1 protein-coding gene is annotated in these 20,684 nt (G+C 52.0%); it reads right to left on the bottom strand.

Going from position 1 to position 20,684, the window contains the following annotated elements; genetic code table 11:
* A partial coding sequence (locus KSP24_RS24715) for a non-ribosomal peptide synthase/polyketide synthase (protein WP_216977088.1) occupies positions 1 to 20,684 on the bottom strand: 20,684 nt, incomplete at both ends.

Genomic DNA, 20,684 nt, shown 5'->3' with positions numbered 1-20,684 from the left:
GTAAAATCCGTTGGCATATCCAGTGCCGGAATTTCACCAGACATGGTGTTCAGCCAATAGCTTTCTTGCGCACGAAGACGTTCACTTTGCATATCTGCATGCTGCCAAACGGCATAGTCCTTGTACTGAATACGGAGTGGCGGGAGCTCCTTGCCTTCGTACAATTGAGAGAACTCCTGCACGATAATTCCTTCCGTGACGCCATCCGAAATAATATGGTGCATGTCATAGAGCATAACGTGACGCCCCGGTCCGTTTTCGATCAGCTGAACCCGCAGCAACGGGGCTTGTGCGAGATCAAAGGCACGTACAAAGTCCTGTGCGTACTGCGGTGTCTCTTCTTCGCTTGCTTGCACATACTCCACGCTGAATGGGACGTTAGATTCAATCCGCTGAATCACCTCGCCATCGATCATCTCGAATCGGGTTCGCAAGGTTTCATGACGGGCGATGAGCTGGCGGAAGGCTTGCTCCAGTCGCTTTTTATCCAAGGAACCTTCGATAATCAAAGCTCCTGGCATGTTGTAGCTCACCTCTCCGCCTTCCAGATGACTCAGCACGTACATCCGTTTTTGCGCCGAGGAAACGGGATAATATTCGCGCTCCTCCGCCACAGGTATGGATACATACGTTTGCTGGGTCTGATCTTCACCCATCACCTGTACCAATTGCTCAATCGTCGGATATTGGAAAATATCTCGCAAGGCCAGCTTGTGATTCAGCTCCTGATGGATTTTCGCCATCAGTGTTGTAGCGCGCAGAGAATGTCCTCCCACTTCAAAGAAGTTATCCTGGATGCCTACCCGCTGATGATTCAGAACGCTTTGCCAAATACGTACCAATTGTTCTTCCAGCGGTGTGCGCGGCGCTACGTACTCCGTGCCTCCTTCGAGGCGCGCTTCCGGTGCTGGCAACGCTTTGCGGTCAATTTTCCCGTTTGGTGTCAGCGGGAATTGATCCAGTGGTACGACATACGTCGGGATCATATAGCTCGGCAGTTTGGGCTGGAGTGTGCTGCGCAGCTCCGGCAAATTCAGCGCCTCCGAGGCTACGACATACGCGCACAGATCTTTGTCTCCGTTTTCGTTTTCCCAGGCGGTGACGATGGCTTTCTCAATGCCATCCACAGTCAGCAGCTGCGCTTCCACCTCGCCCAGTTCAATCCGGAAGCCCCGGATTTTGACCTGATCATCCATTCGGCCGATAAAGTCTACATTGCCGTCCGGCATCCACCGCGCCAAATCGCCGGTGCGGTACAGTCGTTCACCCGGTACGTACGGGTTCGCTACGAATTTTTCCGCCGTCAGGTCCGCACGGTTCAGGTAGCCCCGTGCGACCCCGGCTCCGCCGATGCACAGTTCGCCCAGTACACCAATCGGTACCGGATTCAGCTGGCTGTCCACGATGTAGAAACGTGCGTTCAGCCATGCCTGACCAATCGGCACATGGCCGCTGCTTGGCAGCTTCGACAGTTCTTCATCATAGAAGCTGGAGTCAATCGCCGCTTCCGTGACGCCATAGCTGTTCATGATGCGGATATCTGCGCCAAACCGTTCTTGCAGCACCCGGTAATCCGTCACGCTGCAGCTATCCGAGCTAGTGATCAGCAGTTCCATGCTGCTCATGTCCAGCCCCTGTTCATGCACATGCTGCATAAACGGTACGATCAGGGCCGGAGTCGATTCGAACACGGTAATTTGATAATCACGAATCCAACCGTGCAGACGGCTAAAATCAAGTCGGTCGTCTTTCGGACAAATGACCATCGTGCCGCCGTTATAAAGCGTCCGCGCCATATCCCCGACGAACACGTCGAAGGAGAAGCTGGCCAGTTGCAGCAGTCGTACTGGGAACTCGCTCAGACGATAATCCCGGCGATACGCCGCAGCCGTATTCACCAAGCTGCGATGCTCGATCATAACACCCTTCGGACGTCCGGTTGTTCCGGAGGTGTAGATCACATACGCCAGATCCTGCGGTTCGTTGATGTGATCAACGTCTGTCGTATCTCCGGTGTACAGTGACTCATCGTCCAATGCCAGCATGATTTGCAGACGCAACTTTGTTGCCGATTCAGATGCTGCTTCGCTGTCAGACTTCGAATCTGATTTTAAGCTTAAGCCTTCATTCAGGCTGTCTCTTTCCATCGTTTCAGCGCTAACTGCCGTCTCCAGCTCACTCTCAGTCTGCCCTCCGGCCAAGGCCTGTCGGCTTTCTTCGAGCCATGCCTTTGCTTGCTCCTGTAAGCCGATTTGGGTCAACAGTACCGTCGCACCACTGTCCTCCAGCATGAAACGAATGCGTTCGGACGGATAATCCGCATCCAGCGGCACATATGCGCCTCCAGCCTTCCATACTGCCAGTACGCCGACCAGCATGTCTACCGAGCGCTCACTCAAAATGCCGACAATCGACTCGCGTCCGATACCTTCATTTCTTAGTCTGCGCGCCAATTGGTTCGCACGCTCGTTCAGTTTCCGGTACGTAAGCTGTTGCTCCTCGTATACCACCGCCACATGATCTGGTATAAGCTGGGCCTGTTCTTCCACATAGGTATGGAACAGGGTTCCTGCTTCAACAGCAACATCCGTTACGCCCACTTCTCCAAAACCGTAGATGAGTTGCTCTTGTTCCTCATCGGTTACCATGTTCAAAACTGCCAGTGGCTGCTGCGGATGATAGGCAATCGCTCGAACGATTTCCGCAAAATGCTCTGCCAATCGCGTCATAGTCTCCCGCTTGTACAGCGCTGTGCTGTATTCCAGACTGCACAGAATGCCTTCCGGTTGCTCTATCGCCTCCAAGCTCAGATCAAACTTGGCCGTATGATTTTCCAGTGGATAGGAGCTTAAGCTCAGCCCTTCCAGCTCGAACTCCTGCTGCTCCATTGTTTTCAGCTCAAACATCGTGTCAAACAGCGCATTCCGGCTCGTATCCCGCGCTACATTCAGTTTTTCAACCAATTCTTCAAAAGGATAGTCCTGATGCTCATAAGCATTAAGTGCCTGCTCCTTGACCTCTTGCAGATACTCAAGGAACGATGTATCGCCGGATGGATAATTGCGAATCGCCAGCGTGTTAATGAAGACACCGACTAGATTACTGAGCTCCGCATGCGGTCGTCCTGCAATCGGCGTACCGACTACAATGTCCTCTTGGCCTGTGTATTTGTGCAAGAGTGTGGTGTACGCCGCCAGCATCACCATATACAGGGTAGAGCCGGTCTGGGCAGCCAGTTCTTTCAGGCGTTCACTAACCTCACGCTCCAGTACAAATTCGATCGTATCCCCTGCCGTACTCTGCACCGCTGGGCGGGCAAAGTCCGTAGAGAGATCCAGCACAGGCAGTTCCCCTCGGAAGGTGTTCAGCCAGTACGCTTCCTGACGCTGCATCCATTCCTGATGGGCTTCGCTTTGCTGCCATACGGCATAATCTTTGTACTGAATCCGCAATGGCGCCAGCTCTTCACCGCCATACAAACGGACAAACTCATCAGTCAGGACCTCCAGGGACACCCCATCTGAGACGATATGGTGCATATCGAGCATAAGCAGATGTTGGGATTCCTGTTCTACTCCTTGAAGGCCCAGATCCACCAAGCCTACTCGTAGCAGCGGCGCAGCTTTGAGATCAAACGGACGGACAAAGCGCCGCACCAGCTGTTGCGCCTCTATGTTGACCCTGGTGTACGTATCTGTAGTTGTGTCCTGATCTGTATCCGCAGTCGCATCCTCTGCCTGTACCTTCGTATATTCCACCTCGAACGGTACGGTGTCCTCGATCCATTGCATCGGCTCATTGTCCACCAGCTCAAAGCGGGTACGCAAGGTCGCATGGCGGGCGATCAGTTGACGGAATACATGTTCCACTCGTTTCACGTCCAGCGGACCGCTTACTTGCAGCACCGACGGCATGTTGTAGTTCACATCCAGCGGATCGAACTGATGCAGCACATACAGTCGTTTTTGCGCCGAGGATAGTGGATAGAAGCTACGCTCTTCCGTTACCGGAATGGACGCATACGCCACCTGATCCAGCTGTTCCAGCACAGCCGCCAGTTGTTCAATCGTTGGTGCTTCAAAAATACTGCGCAGAGGAAGCTGCTTGTTCAGCTCTTGGTGAATCTTCGAGGTTAGTGTCGTCGCCCGCAGCGAATGTCCGCCAATCTCGAAGAAGTTTTCCTTCACGCCAACTTGCGCCAGGCCCAGCACATCTTGCCAAATTTGCGCCAGCTTCACTTCCACCCACGTCCGCGGCGGGACATAATCGGCTCCGCTTTGCAGGCTACCTTCCGGTGCTGGCAGTGCCTTGCGGTCGATTTTGCCATTGGGACTCAGTGGCATCTGCTCCAGCTGTACAAAGTACGATGGTACCATGTAGCTTGGCAGCTCCTGCCCCAGCGCACTTCTCAGCTCGCTGGCACTGATTTCTTGCCCCGCGACATAGTAGGCGACCATGTGTTTTTGTCCCGTTTCATCTCCACGAGCCATGACAATCGCTTCTCGTACCGATTCCACTTGGAGCAACTGCGTTTCGACCTCGCCCAGCTCAATCCGGTACCCCCGGATTTTCACCTGATGGTCGATCCGGCCCAGATATTCAATGTCCCCGTCCGGCATCCATCTCGCCAAATCGCCGGTGCGGTACATCCGCTCATACCCTGCTTCCCCGCCGGCAAACGGATCGGCTACAAATTTCTCGGCCGTCAGCTCTGGACGGTTCAGATATCCTCGTGCTACGCCGACACCGCCGATGCACAGTTCCCCTGCCACACCAATTGGCTGCAATTGCTCCGTGCCTTCCTTGACGATGTACAGACGAATGTTTTGAATCGGTTTCCCGATCGGAATAACCGCATATTCCTCTAACGGCTCGCAATCGAAGTACGATACGTCCACCGTCGCTTCGGTTGGTCCATACAGGTTGATCAGCTTCGCTCCGGTCAGGCTCGATACGAGCCGCTGGAACCGGGCCACATGCTGTGGCGGCAACGCTTCACCACTGGCAAAGACATGGCGCAGTGTGCCCAGCTTCGCTTGCATCACTTCCCGTGGCTGCTGTTCCACATACTCCAGGAACGCATGCAGCATGGCTGGTACAAAGTGCATCGTGCTCACGCCATCGCGGGCAATCGTGTCGACGATGTCTTCCGGGTTCTTTTCCCCGCCGACCGACAGCAGGCTTACCTTTGAGCCGACCATCGACCACCAGAACAGCTCCCACACCGACACATCGAAGGTAAAGGCAGTCTTTTGCAGGATCGTATCTTCTGCGCTCAGGCCGTACCGATCATGCATCCACAAAATCCGGTTCAGCACGGAGTGATGCTCCACCATTACACCCTTCGGTTTTCCGGTGGAACCGGAGGTATAAATGACATAGGCGACATGGTGCGGCCCAGCCAGTGGCTCCAGATTTGAACCATCTTCGTGATAAATATTCTTGCCAGCCTGCTCCTGACGATCTAGCACCAGCACCTGACCGTCGAAACTCCGTGATGCTTGCTCCGCCAGATGCGATTGCGTCAGCACCAGCTTCGCGCCTGAATCCTCCAGCATAAAGCGGATGCGGTCAGCCGGATATTCCGGATCAATCGGCACATAGGCTCCTCCTGCTTTGAGGATTGCATAGATGCCTACGATCATGTCCAGCGAACGGTGAAGCAGAATGCCCACAGGCTGATCCGGTTCAACCCCTTGCGCACGCAAGGTGCGCGCGAGACGGTTGGCTCGCTCGTTCAGCTCACGGTAGGTCAACATCTCCGACCCGAATATCACCGCTGCCTGATCCGGTGTAATTGCTGCCTGCTGCTCAAACAGTGCGCTTAGCGTCTGATCCTGCGGATAGGGTGCCGCTGTATCTCCCCATATCTGAACGATCTGTGCCTGTTCTTCTGGTGTCACCAATTCCAGCTCATTCACACGGATATGCGGATTGTTCACGATTTGCTCGATGACATGCAGTACATGTCCCTGCATCCGCTCGATCGTAGACCGGTCGTACACATTTGCGTTGTATCTGAACATGATGCGGAAGGTTTCATCCGGCATCACAATCAAGTCCAGATCATAGTTCGTCTGCTCAACAACCTCTACATTCGTAATGTCAAATGCAGACGGACGAACTTCACCCAACTGCTCGACTTGCTCCTCTACCGGATAGTTTTCAAATACCATAATGTGATTAATCAGATGCTGCTTCTGCTCGGTCAGCGCCTGAATTTCATACAGCGGGAAGCTGTCATATACCCCCGAAGCCAGCGCTTTCTCCTGCGTGTTCCGCATGATGTCGACAAACGTGGCATTCCGTTCACTTTGAATCCGAACCGGGATGGTATTAATGAACAAACCGATCATATTTTCTACACCCGCAATATCCGTCGGACGTCCAGATACGACACTGCCGAATACAACATCCTCATTGTTGTTATATTGCTGCAAAATCAGGCCCCACACGCTCTGCATCAGTGTATTAATCGTGACCTGCTGCTGCTTGGCAATCCGGTACATGGCTTCGCTCCATGTTGGATCCAGCTCCACCGTTATTTTTTCGCAAACATATTCGCTGGTTGTACTTGCTGTAGTGGATACAGTGTTATCTCTGCTGTCTGCCACTTGATCTTTCGATGCAGTATCCGATCCAGGCAGCAACGTCTGCTGTTCAAAGCCTGCCAAATAGTTGCTCCAATACTCTTTTGCCGCACGTTCATCCTGACGCTCCAGCCATTCGATATATTGGCCATATGGTGTGATTGGAGCAAGCTCCGGCTGTTTCTGCTCCAGCAGCGCAAAGTACGTACCAAACACTTCCCCGGTAACGAGCGATAAGCACCAGCCGTCCATGATAATGTGATGGAAGCTCCAGACCCAGTGATACGTTTCTTCATCGGTCTGCCATACCTGTACGCGCATCAGTGCATCCGTACCGAGATCAAAGCCCCGAGCCTGATCCTCCTGCTTCAACGCCTGGATATACGCCTGTTGTTCTGCTTTCCGCATTCCGCGTACATCCTTAAAGGAAAGGTCGCTATCTTTGTGACGGAACACCAGTTGCAATGGCTCCTGACCGTGTTCGGTCTCAAACCGATGGAAATTCGTCCGCAGCGCTTCATGACGCTGTGTCAGCAGATCCAGGCTCTGACGGAAAACAGCAACATCGAATCTGCCTTTTTGATCAAACGAGGCTTGCTGGAAGTATGCGCCTGAGTCCGGTTCCATCAAGCTATGGAACAGCATCCCTTTCTGCATGGGAGAAAGAGCATACACATTTTCCAGTTCACCCACAGAAGCCGTTTGCTCCGTCAATTGCTCCAGTTGTTCCAACGACAAGCCTTTAAACAAGACATCGCTTGGCGTTAGTTCGCTCCGCTCTTGGGAGGCACAATGCTTGATGACTTCCTGCAAGCTTTCCCGTAGCAACTGCGCAAACTTTTCTACGTTTTGCTGATGATATACTTGGCTGTCATAGCGAATTTCCAAGGTCAGCACGCCTGCTTTAATCATGCCGTTCACATTCAGCGGCTGCTCCAGCACGGTATAACCACTCATCGGCTCTCCGTCCGTATGCGAAGACAGCACGATGTCACTCTGTTCCAAATCCTGATCAAATTGTCCCAAATAGTTAAAGCTGATCTCAGGCTGCAGATTCAAGGAAGGATCGGCATTATCCGAAGACATATACTTCAAAATACCGTAGCCAATGCCCTTATGTGGCACATGACGCAGGTCCTCTTTGACCCGCTTGATGCGCTGCCCAATCTCTGCCTTTCCATCCACATCCAGCAGCAATGGATACTGACTCGTAAACCAGCCCACGGTACGTGTGATATCCACATCTGGAACAATAGCTTCCCGGCCATGCCCCTCCAGATTGACCAGCACACGCTTCTGCCCGCTCCAGTTGTACAATGCGCTGCCGAGTGCGGTTAACAGCAGATCATTGACCTCCGTGTTGTACGCACGATGTGATTCCTGAAGCAGCAACCGGGTTTCCTGTTCGTTCCAAGCCACGGTCACCGTCTCACTATCTCTGACCCAAAAAGGCTGTCCTGCTGCTTTATCTTGATCCTTAGGTAGCGATGCGACTGCCATGTGGGCAAGACGCTGCCAGTATTCGCGTTCGTTGTCGATGGCCGGACTATTGGCATATTGAGACAACCGCTCTGCCCAAGCGGAGAACGAATCCGTTTTATAAGGCAAGCGAATCGCTTCTCCCCGAACGGCCTGCTCATAGCCAGTAGCAAAATCTTCAAACACAATCCGCCATGAGATCCCGTCTATGACCAAATGGTGAATGGCAATCAGTAAATGATCTCCATCCATGCAGCGGAAAAGTCCCAGCTTCACCAGCGGTCCTTCATCCAGACAAATGGAGCTTTGGATGGCATTGGCTTTCATCTCAATCGCCATCATCACATCTGCCGTATCTTCGACGCCTGTCAAATCTACAACGTCCAGATGATACAGCTCGCCTTCGTTCACACCGCGATTCCACGCCTCATAGCCCTGTTCGGTCTGACGGAAGACCATCCGCAGCGCATCATGATGCTCCGTCACCTGGGTCACCGTGCGATGCAATGCGCCTATATCAAAGCCTTCTGCTCGATGCAGCATCACCGACTGGTTGAAATAATGCGGCTCTGCCGACGATAGTCCAAAAAACCACTGCTGGATCGGGGTCAGCTTGACGCTGCCCGAAACCTCGCCCTGATCGGCCGTACGACTAACTGGGTGTACATGACCACTTAGCAGCGAAATGGATGGATATTGGAACAAATCCTTCATGTCCAGCTTGTAGCCTGCTTGCAGCAAGCGGGAGGATACCTGGATTGCTTTGATCGAATCGCCGCCCAGATCAAAGAAATTATCCAAAATACCGATGTTCTTCGTTCCTAATACAGACTGCCAAATCGAAGCCAACGTCTGCTCCAGCGCTGTGCGCGGCTCTACATAATCCGCTCCGCTTTGCAGACTGCCTTCCGGTGTTGGCAGGGCCTTACGGTCGATTTTGCCATTCGGTGTCAGCGGCATCTGCTCCAACTGAATGAAATACGAAGGCACCATGTAGTTTGGCAGCTCCTCACCCAGGAAGCTGCGCAGCTCCCCAGCGCTTACGTCTCTTTCAGCGACATAGTACGCCACCAGTTGGTTTTGCCCCTGCTCGTCCGCTTGGGCCAGTACGATGACCTCTTGCACGTCTTCCACTTTCAGAATTTGTGCCTCGACTTCGCCCAGTTCGATCCGGTAGCCCCGGATTTTCACCTGATGGTCGATCCGGCCTAAATATTCAATGTTGCCGTCTGGCATCCATCTCGCCAAGTCCCCTGTACGGTACATTCGTTCATAGCCGGCTTCACCCGCCGCAAACGGGTTCGCTACAAATTTCTCTGCCGTCAGCTCTGGTCGATCCAGATAACCACGCGCCAGACCCGGACCGGACACGTACAGTTCACCTGCTACGCCGACCGGCGCCAAATGTCCATGCACATCCACCATGTATACCCGGTGATTCGGCACAGGACGTCCGATGGAAATGAGTTGTCCTGCCCTTTCATCCTCGGATACCGGCCAGATGGATGTTGCCACCGAGTTTTCGGTTGGACCATAGCCATTGTAGTACGCCACCTGATCCTTCCACTTGTATACCAGTTCGGTGGATGAGGCTGAACCCGCAGTGAACAGAATACGCAGGTGCGGCATCCGCCCCGGCTCCAAATACACTGCATAAGTTGGCGGCAAAGCAGCCACCGTAATGTGGTGATCCGCCATATATTGCTCAAACCGTTCGTAGTTCAAAATCGTCTCTGTTGTTGGCACATATAACGTAGCCCCGCAGAACAGCGCCTGGAAGATTTCCCAGCAAGCCGCATCAAACGAATAGCTGGCAAATAGCAGCGCATGATCCGACGCACGAATCTTGAGCGTCCGATCAAAATACGTTTTCAGATTGCACAGCCCGTGATGCTCCAGCATAACGCCCTTCGGCTGTCCGGTTGTACCCGACGTATAAATCACATACGCCAAATCGTTCGGACCAGACAGCGGCTCCAGGTTGGAACCATCCTCGTGGTACACCTCCTGCGCTCCATCCAATACCAGTACTTGACCATCGATAACTGCTTTGTCCATCAGATGACTTTGTGTTAACAGCAGCTTCGCACCCGAGTCGTCCAGCATATAGCGGATACGTTCCTCCGGATAGGTTGGATCAATAGGGACATATGCGCCTCCAGCTTTCAAAATCCCGAAGATGCCCACGATCATATCCACCGAACGCTCGGTCATCAGACCCACCAGCCGATCCTTCGTCACGCCTTGACTGCGCAAGGTACGAGCCAATCGATTGGCGCGTTCATTCAGCTCGTGATAAGTCAGCGCTTCTCCTTCAAAGAACAAGGCTGTCTGCTCCGGTGTCTGTGCAGTTTGCACTTCGAACAAGCCGTGAATCGTTTGTTTACTTGGATAGGCTACCGCTGTGTTTCCCCATACCTCAACGATCTGCTTACGCTCCTGCATCGTAACCATGTCCAGTTCATGTACGCGAATGTTCGGATTGGCTATCACCTGTTCCAGCAACTGCACCAGATGACCTCGAATTTGCTCGACACTTTCCCGTTCAAAGGCCAGGGCATTATAGCCAAAGCTCATGTGAATGGTATTCCCCGGCAGCACTACCACGTTAAAGTCATAGTTGGTCTGCTCGACAGACTCGGCTCCTGTGATCGTGAAGCTGGACGCCTCACTACTACCTAATTGCTCTATTTGTTCCTCGACCGGATAATTTTCAAAAATAAGAATATGATTGATCAAATCCTGCTTAAGCTCCGACAACCCCTGAATTTCATACAACGGATACGTATCATACACATGGGAAGCAATCGATTGCTCCTGGGTTTGCTTCATCACGTCGGAGAATACGCTGTCCACCTGACTGCGGATACGCACCGGAATCGTATTAATAAACAGACCAATGATGTGCTCCACATTCGGAATGTCTGCCGGACGTCCAGATACCACGCTGCCAAACACGACATCATCGGTGCCATTATATTTTTGCAGCAAAAGGCCCCATACGGTCTGCATCAACGTATTGATGGTCACCTGATAACGCTTGGCTATGCGCTGAATACCAGCTGTGAGCTCCGCGCCCAAATCAAAGTCCAGACGCTCTGCCTGATACCCCGTCTTACCTTGGATTTTTGCCTGTGGCAAGCGGGACTGCTCCTCGTATCCTTCCAGAACCTTGCTCCAGTAGCTTGATGCGGCCTGACGATCCTGCTGCTCCAGCCATTCGATATATTGACTGTACGGCGTGACAGGGGCTAGTTCAGGTTGTTTATGGGCCAGTATCGCAAAATAACTCGCAAACACTTCGTTGGTCACCAGCGACAAGCACCAGCCGTCCATCACGATATGATGGAAGCTCCATACAAAACGATACGCATCCTCACCTGTGCGCAAAACAGCCACACGCATCAAAGCATCCTGCGCCAGATCAAAGCCTCTTTGCTTGTCTTTACGCGTAAATTCGAGCATGTATTCGTTTTGCTGCTCGTCCTCCATGTCCCTTAAATCTTCAACATACAGTTCGCTGCGCTTATTCCGGTACACGACCTGAAGCGGTTCATCCTTCCAGCCGCTGTAGAAGTTCGTGCGCAGTACCGTATGCCGCTGCACCAAGACATCCAAACTGGCTGCAAAGGCAGCGATATTAAAATGTCCTCGCAGATCAAAGGAGGCCTGTTCAAAATACGCGCCCGATTGCGAATCCATCAGATTGTAAAAGAGCATGCCCTTCTGCATCGGCGTCAGTGCGTATACATTTTCCAGCTCACCGATACGTGCCGCCTGTTCCGCGATCTGTTCCAGCTCTCCAGTCGTCAGACCTTTGAAGGATACATCACTTGGCGTCAGTTCTAGATGCTCCTGAGCGACGCAATGCGCAATGACCTCTTGCAAAGCGGATTGCAGCAGACTCGCCACCCGTTCCAACGTTTCCTTGCGATACTGCTTACGGCTGTAAGCGATCGTCAAGCGCAGCGTGCCTTCCGAGATCATCGCGTTCAAATCCAGCGTGTATGCCAAGCGGGAATGAGCATCCTCTGTTTCCCCTGCACGGTAGGAGGACAACGTGATTCCACTGTTTTGCAGATCTTGATCGACCTGACCCAAATAGTTAAAGCTGATTTCCGGTTCTGCTGCGATCGTGCCCACTTCATCTGCAGGCAACGCAGAGGACAGGTAACGCCAAGTGCCATAGGTAAGCCCTTTATGCGGAATACGCCGCAGGCCTTCCTTCGTTTCTTTAATCCGCTGAGCCAGTGTCATTTCCTTGCCGGTCTCCAGCAGCACTGGATACAAGCTCGTAAACCAGCCTACTGTACGTGTAATATCCACCTCTGGCAAGATCGCTTCTCGGCCATGGCCCTCCAGGTTCACCAGTACATGTCCTGCGCCTGTCCAGTTGTGCACCGCGAGTCCCAGCGCGGTCAGCAGCAAATCATTGACCTCGGTGTTATAGGCGCGATGGGCCTGCTTCAGCAGTTGCTCGGTTTCAGCTTCAGTCCACTCCACCGTTAGCACTTCGCTGTCTGCATTCACGGAGCCCTCGTAGGCAAAATCCTTAGGCAGTGGTGCAGCTTCAGCTTTGACCTGTTCCAGCTGCTTCCAATAGACTTCATCCGATGCAGCCTCAGGACGGTTAGCATAAGAGGATAACTCCCGTGCCCAAGTTTGGAAGGAATCTGTTTTATAGGGCAATCGTACAGGCTCGCCCTGGATCGCCTGCTCGTAGCCTGTCGAGAAATCTTCAAACAGAATCCGCCACGACACCCCGTCCACCACCAAGTGGTGAATGGCGATCAGCAGATGGTCGCCCTCGGTTGTGCGGAACCATCCGAGTTTCACCAAGGGTCCTGCGGACAGGTCCATGCTGCTTTGAATTTCCGTTGCCTTCGCTTCCAGCGCTTCCGCATAAGCGGCCCGTTCACGGTAATCTACCATTTCCAGTGTATATAACGTACCTTCCTCTACATGGCGAGTCCAAGCTGTATAACCAGCGGAAGTCTGACGGAATACCATACGCAGCGCATCATGATGCTTCACGAGGTGATCCATGGCTTGGCGAATTGCCGTCTCCTCAAAGCCCTCCGCGCGATAGAGCATGACCGCTTGATTAAAGTGCTGCGGACGCTCGCGCTCCTGCGCAAAGAACCAATGCTGGATCGGAAGTAGCGCCGTTTCCCCGCTGACTTCTTCCTGATCTGCCATACGACGGACCTCATGCATATGCGGTGCCAGGGCTTCAACGGTTGGATACTGGAACAAATCCTTCATGTCCAGCTTATAGCCAGCCTGGAACGCACGGGAGGCGATTTGGATCGCCTTGATCGAATCACCGCCCAGGTCGAAGAAATTGTCCAAAATACCAACCGTCTGTAGTCCCAGTACCGACTGCCAGACCGCTACCAAAGCGCGTTCTTGCATAGTGCGCGGCTCGGCATAATCGACTCCAGTTTGCAGGCTGCCCTCTGGTGCCGGCAAGGCCTTGCGGTCGATTTTGCCATTCGGTGTCAGTGGCAGCTGTTCCAGTTGTACAAAGTAGGATGGCACCATGTAGCCTGGCAGCTCCCGTCCCAGCTCACTTCTTAGCTCGCTGGCATCGACTACTTGTCCCGCGACATAGTAGGCCACCATGTGGTTTTGACCCATTTCGTCCATACGGGCCACGACCACGGCTTCGCGTACCGATTCCACCTGGAGCAGCTGCGATTCGACCTCGCCCAGCTCAATCCGATAACCCCTGATTTTCACCTGATGATCGATCCGGCCCAGATATTCAATGTTGCCGTCCGGCATCCATCTCGCCAAATCGCCGGTGCGGTACATCCGTTCATAGCCTGCTTTGCCTCCGGCAAACGGGTTCTCTACAAATTTCTCGGCCGTTAGTTCTTCGCGTTTCCAATAACCACGGGCTAATCCTTCCCCTGCAATACATAATTCGCCCGGCACACCGATTGGCTGCAATCCCCCATCCGCGTTCATGATATATATTTGGGTATTCGCGATAGGACGTCCGATATTAATTTGATGAGCATGGGTCAGTTCCTGTACAGTCGACCAAACTGTCGTTTCTGTAGGTCCGTACATATTGTAAATGCGAGGACCGTTTATCTTTTGCAGATCTCCCAACAGCTTGGACGGTAGAGCTTCACCCCCGACCATAATTGCCTTCACGCTTTGCAGTGCGCGGGAACCTGTTTCATGACCCAGTAGCATTTGCACCCGCGATGGTGTCATTTGCAACATCTCAATATGATGATGAGTAATCAACTCACCAAGTACCTGAGGATTCACCTGATGCTGGCGGTCGCCAAGCACAACCGTCATGCCACCCAGCAGAGGCAGGATGGTTTCCAAGACAAAAATATCGAATGAAATGGTCGTCAGTGACAAAATGGTTTGACTCGTTTCAAAGTCAATTGCTTCGCGCATACCTGTAATAAAGTTGAGTACTGAGCGATGCTGGAGCATAACCCCTTTCGGATTTCCAGTTGAACCAGAGGTATAGATGACGTAAGCCAAATGCTCTGGGCGGGCAATCGCCTCCAGGTTGCTGCTTTCTCCCTGATACAATTCTGCATCCTCAATAAATATTGCATTGGCGTTGCAATGGTGCTCTTCCAACAGATCACGACTGGTCAGAAGCACTGTGGCCTCGCTATCTTCCAGCATGTATTGAATACGAGATGACGGAAATTCGGGATCAATTGGCACATATGCACCGCCTGCTTTTAGAACGGCCAGCAGACCTACGATCATTTCCACTGAGCGATGCACCATCAGGCCGACCAGCTTATCAGGTCCTACCCCCTGTGCTTGAAGTATTCGTGCCAATGAGTTGGCTCGTTCATTCAGCTCCCGATAAGTCAGACTCTGATGTCCAAACATTAATGCTACCTGATCCGGTGTCTGTGCCACCTGTTCCTCGAACACCGCACTTAACGTCTGATCCTGTGGATAAGCTGTTGCAGTATCACCCCAAACCTGAATAATCTGCGCTTGTTCTTCCGATGTTATCAATTCCAACTCACTCACACGGATATTCGGATTCTCCACAATTTGCCTAATGACATGCTCGATATGACCCTTGATGCGCTGCATTTCGGACCGGTTATATACCAGTTCATTGTATTCCAGCAGGATCGTGATATCCTCGTCAGGCACGACAATCAGGTTAAAATCGTAGTTGGTTTGCTCTGCAATTGCCACATTGGCTATAGATAAGCCTGTATGTGCGTCTGCTTCGCCGGAATCAATCGCCTGAGATATCTTTTGCCCGATCGGATAGTTTTCAAAGACCATAATATGATTAATCAGGTCTTGCTTTTGTTCAGTCAGCGCCTGAATATCGTAGAGCGGAAACGTGTCATATGGACCGGAGCTCAAAGCCTGTTCCTGTGTACGCTTTAATATTTCAGCAAATGTTGCATTCCGCTCACTGTAAATGCGTACCGGAATTGTATTAATGAACAAACCGATCATGCTCTCCACGCCTGCGACTTCTGCCGGACGCCCGGATACCACACTACCAAACACGACATCCTGATTATTATTGTATTTCTGTAAAATAACACCCCACGCACTCTGTAAAATCGTATTAATTGTTACTTTCTGTTGCTTTGCAATACGCTTCAATGCGGTACTCCGTTCTTTACCTAACCCAAAGGTCACCTTCTCCAAAACATAGCCTGTCTCCGAACGCCCGTCACTTCCGTCTGCATCCTCATTCTGCACTGTTACAGAAGCCTGCGCTTTCTCACCAAGCAACAAGGTCTGTTGCTCATAACCCGCCAAATAGTCGCTCCAATAGCGAGCCGCTTCCTGCGCTTTCTGCTGTTCCAGCCATTCAATGTAACGGCTATATGGTCTGACAGGTGGTAGTTCCGGCTGCCTGTTCTTCATCAAAGACGAATACGCACTTAGCACTTCTTCCATGACAAGTGACAGACACCAGCCGTCCATCAGGATATGATGGAAGCTCCATACAAATCGGTATGAGCAATCCCCTGTACGGAAGACAGCTATACGCATCAGCGCATCCTTGCCTAAATCAAAGCCTCGAGCTTTGTCCTGAGTCACAAATTCAGCTACAGTGTGTTCACGCCCTCTGGCATCTTCATAACGGAAGCTCGCATTTTTATGACGATAGACAACCTGCAACGGTTGACCATGCCAGCCACTGTAGAAATTTGTACGGAAAATTGCATGACGGCTTACGAGCAGCTTCACGCTTTCCTCAAACATGCTCGGTTCAAACTCTCCTTCAAGATCAAACGTCAACTGTTCAAAATACACTTCGGTTTGTGTATTCATCAAACTATGGAACAGCATACCCTTTTGCATTGGCGTTAGCGGGTACACGTTTTCCAATTCTCCAACCGTCTTTGTCTGCTCCTTAATCGTATCTAATTGCTCTAGGGTCAGACCTTTAAACAGTACATCGCTTGGAGTCAATTCGCTCTGCTCCCTTGCAACACAGTGCTCGATAACTTCAAGCAGATTGGCTTTTAGCAGGTTAGCCAGCATTTGGATGGTGTCCTTACGAAAGACCTTGCTGTTATATCGAATATCCAGTTTCAGGATACCGTTAGTTACACCCGCGTCCACAATGAAATCGTATTTCATCTCCACCTGATCACTAACGACCGATCCAATCGAGTAAGGTGACATACGGATATCACTGTTTTGCAAATCCTGATCAAACTGTCCGTGATAGCTCAAGCTTACCTGTGGCTCGGCAAAAGCTTGATGTTGACCGAGATTCAGTGCATCTGCTTGCTGACCCGTGGCTTGGCCGGATTCACTCAAATATCTCCAGATTCCGTAGCCAATTCCCTTATTCGGAATATCACGCAGACTCTCTTTGACCTGTTTGATGCGTCCCGATAAAGTAGAATCACTGCCGATGTTCAGCCATATTGGATATTGAACCGTAAAGCAACCTATCGTACGAGAAAGGTCCGTATCTGGTAAAATGCCCTCACGTTCATATCCTTCCAAATTGATCAGGCTACGTTCATGACCGGTCCATGTGTACAGCATCATGCTCAAAGCTGTCAGCAGCAGATCGTTCACTTCCGTGTTATATGCGCGGTGCGCTTGCTTCAATAGCCGTTCTGTCTCTTCTTCCGAAAGTTTAACGACCATTTTACCCGTGTCAGCCAAGATAAATTTGCCATCCTGTGCTTGATCCTCAGGCAAGCGTACCTGGTCAGCCAAAGCGGATGCGTTCAGATGCTCCCAATAGGCGCGTTCGCCTTCCAGTGCTGCACTATTCGCATAGTTGTACAGTCTTTGAGACCAGGAACGGAACGAGTCCGTTTTATCCGGTAACTGAAGCACTTCTTGATGGACGGCTTTCTCATAGACTGTGGCTAAATCCTCCAACAAAATGCGCCACGATACCCCGTCTGCCACCAATTGGTGGATGGCTATGAGCAAATGATCCCCATCCGCACAGTGGAACAAACCAGCTTTAAATAGCGGGCCTTCATGCACATAAATACTGCTTTGAATTTCGCTGGCTTTCGCCTCAATCGTCGCACTAAGCAAGGCTTCATCAGTGATATCTCTAAAGTTCAATACATCCAGATGATACAGTTCGCCCTCATGTACTCCACGGTTCCATGCTTCATAGCCTTGCTCCGTCTTGCTGAACACCATCCGTAGTGCATCATGGTGCTCAGTTAGCTTAATGAGCGCCTGACGTAGGGCGGATTCGTCAAAGCCCTGCTCCAGATGCAGCATAACCGCCTGGTTAAATGGATACGCATGCACTTGCCCTTGTTCTGCAAGCCAGTATTGGGTCGGCGTTAGCGTCACTTTCCCCGTGACCTCGCCTTGCTCGGTCGTTTGCTTGTCCGCTAACCGAAGATGCGGAGCCAGCTCCTTCACATTTGGAAATTTGAACAAGTCCTTCATATCCATCTTGTACCCGGCTTGAAGCAGTCGGGAAGAGAATTGAATCGCCTTGATGGAGTCGCCGCCCAGATCAAAGAAGTTGTCTAAAATACCGACCGTTTGTACGTTCAGAACGGACTGCCAGATTGCTACGAGTGCCCGTTCGGCTCCAGTGCGCGGCTCTACATACTCCGCTCCGCTTTGCAGACTGCCTTCGGGTACCGGCAGAGCCTTGCGGTCAATTTTGCCGTTTGGACTCAGTGGCATCTGCTCCAGCTGTACAAAGTAGGATGGTACCATGTAGCTTGGCAGTTCTCGGCCCAGCTCACTTCTCAGCTCACTGGCACTGAGTTCTTGCCCCGCAACATAGTAGGCCACCATTTGGTTTTGGCCCGTTTCATCCGCACGAGCCATGACCACGGCTTCTCGTACCGATTCCACCTGGAGCAGTTGCGTTTCCACCTCGCCCAGTTCGATTCGATAACCCCGGATTTTTACCTGATGGTCAATCCGTCCCAAATATTCGATGTTCCCGTCTGGCAACCATCTCGCCAAATCGCCTGTGCGGTACATCCGCTCATAGCCTGCTTCCCCACCAGCAAACGGATCGGCTACGAATTTCTCGGCCGTCAGCTCCGGCCGATTCAGGTAACCACGGGCTACGCCGACACCGCCGATGCACAGCTCCCCTGCAACCCCAATCGGCTGCAATTGCTCTTTGCCTTCCTTCACGATGTACAGACGAATATTTTGAATCGGTTTCCCGATGGGAATAACTGTATATTCTTCATCCAGCTCGCAATCGAAGTACGATACGTCCACCGTCGCTTCCGTCGGGCCGTACAGGTTGATCAGCTTCGCTCCGGCCAGGCTCGACACAAGACGTTGGAACCTCGCCACATGCTGCGGTGGTAAGGCTTCACCACTGGCAAAGACATGGCGCAGCGTGCCCAGCTTCGCTTGCATCACTTCCCGTGGCTGTTGCTCCACGTACTCCAGGAACGCATGCAGCATAGCAGGTACAAAGTGCATCGTGGTCACGCCATCACGGGCAATCGTGTCAACGATGTCTTCTGGGTTCTTCTCCCCGCCGACTGACAGCAAACTCACCTTCGAGCCGACCATCGACCACCAGAACAGCTCCCACACCGACACGTCGAAGGTGAAGGTGGTTTTTTGCAGAATTGTATCCTCCGCACTCAAGCCGTAGCGATCATGCATCCACAAAATCCGGTTCAGCACGGAATGGTGCTCCACCATTACACCTTTCGGTTTTCCAGTGGAACCGGAGGTGTAGATCACATAGGCGACATGATGTGGCCCCGACAACGGTTCCAAGTTGGAGCTATCTTCGTGGTAGATGTCGTTGCGTTCCAACACCAGCACCTGGCCGTCGAAACTCAGCGATGCTTGCTCGGCCAGGTGCGATGACGTCAGCACGAGTTTCGCTCCCGAATCCTCCAGCATAAAGCGGATGCGGTCGGCCGGATATTCCGGATCGATTGGTACATAAGCTCCGCCAGCCTTAAGGATCGCATAGATGCCTACGATCATGTCCAGCGAGCGCTGCGCCAGAATGCCTACCGGCTGTTCCGATTCTACTCCTTCTGTGCGCAAGGTGCGTGCAAGACGGTTGGCTCTCTCGTTCAGTTCACGATAGGTTAAGGATTGATGCTCCCAAACGACAGCTACATGATCTGGTGTGCGTTCAGCCTGCTCCTCAAACAGCTTTTGGATCGTCTGATGGCTTGGATATGCTGAAGCCGTCGCATTAAACGCTCCTGTAATCTGCTGCTTTTCCGCTGCTGTGACTAATTCCAGCTCTTCAACCCGAACATGCGGGTTGAGCGAAATTTGCTCCAGCAGGCGTGCTAAATGCCCATGCAGACGCTCAATACCTGCTTGATCAAAGCTGAGCGCGTTATACATAAAGCGAATCTTGATGCCTTCTCCCGGCATAACAGCTACGTTCAGATCGTAGTTGGTTTCCTCTGTAGCCACCACGTTCGAAATCGTAAATTTATCCTGTCCCTCGCTACCTAACTGTTCTACCTGCTGTCCCACCGGATAATTTTCAAATATCATAATATGATTGATTAAATCCTGTTTCTGCTCGGTCAGCGCCTGAATTTCATACAACGGGAACGCATCGTAGGCATTGGAAGCCAGCGCCTGCTGCTGGGTTCGTTTCATCAGCTCGACAAAGGTTTCACCTTGTTCAGACTGCACACGCACTGGAATGGTATTAATGAACAGCCCGATCATGTGCTCCACGCCTGGAATATCCCCTGGACGACCGGACACGACGCTACCGAACACGACATCCGTACTGTTGTTATATTTTTGCAACAGAACGCCCCATACCGTCTGAATCAGCGTATTGATCGTGACCTGATTTTGCTTCGCCACCCGTTCGATCTGAGCAACCAGCTCTGGCTGGAAGTTACATTCCAGATCTTCAGCGACATACTCCCCGGATTGTAAAGATTTCGACTGTGTTTTTTGCTGTGGAAGCGTAATTTGCTGCTCGTAGTCCGCCAGATACCCACTCCAGTATTGCAAGGCCGCCTCACGGTCCTGACGCTCCAACCATTCGATAAATCGGCTGAACGGCGTGACTGGCTCCAGCGCTGGCTCATGACCCGCGCGCAGTGCCAGATAGCTACCGAATACCTCCTGTGTCATAAAGGACAAGCACCAGCCATCCATCAAAATGTGATGGAA

The sequence above is a fragment of the Paenibacillus sp. AK121 genome (assembly GCF_019042715.1).
Classification (GTDB): Bacteria; Bacillota; Bacilli; order Paenibacillales; family Paenibacillaceae; genus Paenibacillus; species Paenibacillus polymyxa_C.
This window is presented reverse-complemented; position numbering and strand designations above follow the sequence as displayed.